The organism is Streptomyces sp. NPDC054841, assembly GCF_053611045.1.
On sequence record NZ_JBSGZO010000648.1, the window covers coordinates 1 to 3,857 of the forward strand.

The 3,857-nt window shown below is 70.9% G+C and carries 6 protein-coding genes and 1 tRNA gene; 1 reads left to right on the forward strand and 6 read right to left on the reverse strand.

Annotated features, from left to right (window positions below):
- Positions 1–26: 26 nt before the first annotated feature.
- From ACWGI8_RS41085 to ACWGI8_RS41100, 4 genes are all read right to left on the reverse strand, one after another.
- Positions 27–111, reverse strand: a tRNA-Ser gene (locus tag ACWGI8_RS41085).
- A gap of 48 nt (positions 112–159) precedes the next feature.
- The gene (gene tadA / locus ACWGI8_RS41090) at positions 160–633 is read right to left on the reverse strand and encodes a tRNA adenosine(34) deaminase TadA (protein ID WP_453668558.1); all 474 of its coding nucleotides are present in this window, start codon (positions 631–633) and stop codon (positions 160–162) included.
- A gap of 35 nt (positions 634–668) precedes the next feature.
- A complete protein-coding gene (locus tag ACWGI8_RS41095) occupies positions 669–1,187 on the reverse strand; it encodes a tRNA adenosine deaminase-associated protein (RefSeq protein ID WP_453668559.1) in 519 nt (172 codons plus the stop codon).
- A gap of 170 nt (positions 1,188–1,357) precedes the next feature.
- Positions 1,358–1,600, reverse strand: coding sequence for a hypothetical protein (locus tag ACWGI8_RS41100; protein WP_453668560.1), 243 nt, complete (start codon positions 1,598–1,600; stop codon positions 1,358–1,360).
- 87 nt (positions 1,601–1,687) lie between these two features.
- On the opposite strand from ACWGI8_RS41100, the gene upp reads away from it, so the two are divergent.
- On the forward strand, positions 1,688–2,323 hold the full coding sequence (gene upp, locus ACWGI8_RS41105; RefSeq protein ID WP_453668561.1) for a uracil phosphoribosyltransferase: 636 nt from the start codon (positions 1,688–1,690) through the stop codon (positions 2,321–2,323).
- Between the two features lie 39 nt (positions 2,324–2,362).
- Here the strand turns inward: upp and ACWGI8_RS41110 are convergent, their stop codons facing one another.
- Both ACWGI8_RS41110 and ACWGI8_RS41115 read right to left on the reverse strand, forming a co-directional pair.
- Positions 2,363–2,992 carry a LytR C-terminal domain-containing protein gene (locus ACWGI8_RS41110; protein WP_453668562.1) on the reverse strand — a complete coding sequence of 210 codons (630 nt, stop codon included), beginning with the start codon at positions 2,990–2,992 and terminating at the stop codon, positions 2,363–2,365.
- 175 nt (positions 2,993–3,167) lie between these two features.
- A complete protein-coding gene (locus ACWGI8_RS41115; protein ID WP_009067182.1) occupies positions 3,168–3,464 on the reverse strand; it encodes a type II toxin-antitoxin system VapB family antitoxin in 297 nt (98 codons plus the stop codon).
- Positions 3,465–3,857 lie beyond the last annotated feature (393 nt).

Consider the following 3,857-nt stretch of genomic DNA (forward strand, 5'->3'; position numbering starts at 1 on the left):
GCTCAGCACCGGGGCCCTTCCAGAAGCGGTAGCGGAGGGATTTGAACCCTCGGTGACTTGCGCCACACTCGCTTTCGAGGCGAGCTCCTTCGGCCGCTCGGACACGCTACCGGGAGAGAGCTTAGCCCAAGGTGGGCCGTGCTCTGAAATCGATATCGATCAGCGGTCCGTGAAGCCCTGCCCGGCGCCCTCCCCGGGGCCGTCCCGGGACTCCCGGAAGAACGCCGTCAGCTGCTCCGCACACTCCTCTTCCAGCACCCCGTGGATCACTTCCGGGCGATGGTTGAGCCGCCGGTCCCGTACGACGTCCCACAGCGAGCCGGCCGCGCCCGCCTTCTCGTCCCGTGCGCCGTAGACCACCCGGTCCACCCGGGACAGCACCAGCGCGCCCGCGCACATCGTGCAGGGCTCCAGGGTCACGACGAGCGTGCAGCCGGTCAGCCGCCATGTCCCGCGCTTCGCCGCGGCCCTGCGGAGCGCGAGCACCTCCGCGTGCCCGGTCGGGTCGCCGGTCAGCTCGCGTTCGTTGTGACCGGTGGCCAGGACCGTGCCGTCCGCGGCCAGCACGACGGCGCCGACCGGGACGTCCCCGGTCAGCGGCGCACGCGCGGCCTCGTCGAGCGCGAGCCGCATGGGCGCCTCCCAGGGCGCCCGCACCGGGTCCGTCACTAGCGGACGGCCTCCAGGATCTCGGAGGCACCGAGCGTGTCGGCGATCTCGGTCAGCGCGTCCGTGCTGAGTGAGCACAGCTGCTTCGCGGACATGCCGAGGTCCGCGAGGAGGTCGGATTCCCCGAGCGGCCCGGAAGGGACCGCGTCGGACTCCTCCGCCGTGTCGTCCTCGGACTCCGGCTCGCCGTCCTCCGTGCCGTCGAGGTCGAGCGAGTCCAGCTCGTCGTCCTCGTTCTCGTCCTTGCCGAGCAGCTCGTCCGTGAGCATGGCTCCGTACGAGGAGCGGGCTGCCGAGGCGGCGTCCGAGACGAAGACCCGAGGGTCGTCCTCACCGTCCACCCGGACGACGCCGAACCATGTGTCCTCCTGCTCGATGAAGGCGAGCACCGTGTCCTCGTTCACCGAGGCCTCGCGGGCCAAGTCGGTCAGATCCGACAGGGTCTCCACATCGTCGAGCTCTGTGTCGCTCGCTTCCCACCCGTCTTCGGTGCGCGCGAGCAGTGCGGCGAAGTACACCGTGACTCTCCCACTGATCAGAGTTGTGACGACCGGCGGTGCGCTGCTCGTGCCCCGCCCACTCGGAATCGTGGCAGAAACAACGGCTTCGCGAGAGGTCTTCCGACGTTGCGTCGTGTCCGCGTTCCGTGAGAGGGCTCACCGGAAGCGCTGCGCGGGCATGCTGAGGCTCACCAGCGGAAGCTGCGCATACGCATCGCCTGGCGCATCCGGGCCGCGCGGGCGCGCCGGGGCTGGACGCGGTCGCGCAGTGCCTTGGCCTCGTGGAGTTCGCGGAGGAACTGGGCGCGCCGCCGCCTTCGCTCGGCGTCGCTCTCCTGCTCCGTTTCCCGCTCTGCTTCCTGTTCTGTTTCCTGCTTCGGCCGCTGTTCCTGCTGCTGCTGCTCGTGGTTCTGCTGTTCCCGGTCCCGCAACGGCCACACCACCTCGGCGCTGGAAGGGTACGTCCCACCTTCCCTCCGGACCCCGTTCCGACGCCAGCCCCGGCTACTGTTGAGTCCATGCGGATCCACGTCGTCGACCACCCCCTGGTGGCGCACAAGCTCACCACCCTGCGCGATCAGCGCACCGATTCCCCCACCTTCCGGCGGCTGGCCGACGAGCTGGTGACCCTGCTCGCGTACGAGGCCACGCGCGATGTGCGCACCGAGCAGATCGACATCCAGACCCCGGTGTCGCGGACCACGGGCGTCAAGCTCTCCCGTCCGCGGCCGCTGGTGGTGCCGATCCTGCGGGCCGGACTCGGCATGCTCGACGGCATGGTGCGGCTGCTGCCGACCGCCGAGGTGGGCTTCCTCGGGATGATCCGCAACGAGGAGACGCTGGAGGCGTCCACGTACGCGACGCGCATGCCGGAGGACCTCTCCGGCCGCCAGGTGTACGTGCTCGACCCGATGCTGGCCACCGGCGGCACGCTCGTCGCGGCGATCCAGGAGCTGATCAAGCGCGGCGCCGACGACGTGACGGCGGTCGTGCTGCTGGCGGCGCCCGAGGGCGTCGAGGTGATGGAGCGCGAGCTGGCGGGCACGCCGGTCACGGTCGTCACGGCCTCGGTCGACGAGCGGCTCAACGAGCACGGCTACATCGTCCCGGGCCTGGGTGACGCGGGCGACCGTATGTACGGCGCGGCGGAATAGCCCCGGCGGAACAACCCCGGCGGAGTAGCCGGACCCCCCTCAGGGGGTGTCCGGCTCGCACACCGGCGCGGCCGGCTTGGACAGGGTGGCCATCGCCTTGTCCGCGACCGGCTTGGTGTTCAGCGTCTTGAAGGCGGTGCCCAGGATCAGGTCGACGTCCGTGCTCGCGCGGGCGTCGGCCCTGAGCTCGGCGCGCGGCAGCTGTGTGCCGAGCACGCGAAACGATCCCCCGTACGCGGCCGGCGCGCCGAGCAGCAGCGCGGTGCCCGGAACCTTCTTGTCGTACGCCGCCGGGGCGTTGCCCACCTTGCCGATGGCGAAGCCGCGTCTGTGCAGCTCGTCGGCGGTGGCCTTGGCGAGTCCGCCGCGCGGGGTGGCGTTGTAGACGTTCACCGTGATCTGGCCGGGCTTCGGCGGCGCGGGGGCGGCGGAGGCGCGGGCCACGGGCTTGCAGGCCGCGGCGCGGCTCTTGGCCGTGGTCTTCTGGCCACCGTCCGTGAAGACGTCGATGAGCTGCAGCGTTCCCCAGCCGGCGAGGCCGATGAGGGCCACGCCGGCGGCTGCTGCGAGCACGATCCTGCGGCGGCGACGAGGGCGGCGCATCCGTGGATAGGCGTTGCCCGTAATGCGGTATTTTCCGCCCATGCCTGGGGGAGTGAGCATGCTCATGGGCGCAGCGTAATGCGGTCCCGTGACCATGCCTACTAAACGATCACCCGATGGCGGCCGTATGGACCGGAAACTGCGCCGTACGGGTCGTACAACTGCCCGGACGGGGGGCCGAACGGGTCCGCCCGGCCGGCAAGCCCGGCGGTCGGTCCGGCTTCGGTTCAGCCGTCGGCTGTCAGTCCATCTCCAGCACGCGGGCGTGCAGCACCTGCCGCTGCTGGAGTGCCGCGCGCACGGCGCGGTGCAGCCCGTCCTCGAGATACAGATCGCCACGCCACTTCACGACGTGCGCGAAGAGGTCGCCGTAGAAGGTGGAGTCCTCGGCGAGCAGGGTCTCGAGATCCAGCTGGCCCTTGGTGGTCACGAGCTGATCGAGGCGGACCGGGCGCGGCGCTACATCCGCCCACTGCCGGGTGCTTTCCCGGCCGTGGTCGGGATACGGCCGCCCGTTGCCGATGCGCTTGAAGATCACACGGAAAGCCTACCTGGCAAGCGGCAGTCGGCGCAGCCACGCGGCGCGGGTGCGATGCCGATCAAAACCCTGCAAAAGCCTCGCAAACCCGGAAGTAGGGGCTGTGTCATGACCGATCCCGAGCCGTCGTGGCCCGTCACCCGGCCCGACGCGGGGACGTTTCCCGACGAGGCGGGGAAAGTCGCCGCCGACTACGCCATATCGGGGCCGGCCCTCGGCCTGGGCGCCCTGCTCCGGGACGGACGATGCCATCCGCGGGCGGGTCGGGTGTCCGGATCCCGCTCGGCATGCTCGACGGCCACGGACGGGCCTGACGTGCGTGCCCGGGTACCGGTTCGAGGGCTCTGCCCCCGGCCTCTCGCGCCTCGATCGCCGGCGGAGCTCCGAAGGAGC

Bases quoted from the DNA above. Each gene is read 5' to 3' on its own strand.
- tadA (WP_453668558.1), bottom strand. From the start codon at position 633: ATGCGGCTCGCGCTCGACGAGGCCGCGCGTGCGCCGCTGACCGGGGAC.
- upp (WP_453668561.1), top strand. From the start codon at position 1,688: ATGCGGATCCACGTCGTCGACCACCCCCTGGTGGCGCACAAGCTCACC.
- ACWGI8_RS41110 (WP_453668562.1), bottom strand. From the start codon at position 2,992: ATGAGCATGCTCACTCCCCCAGGCATGGGCGGAAAATACCGCATTACG.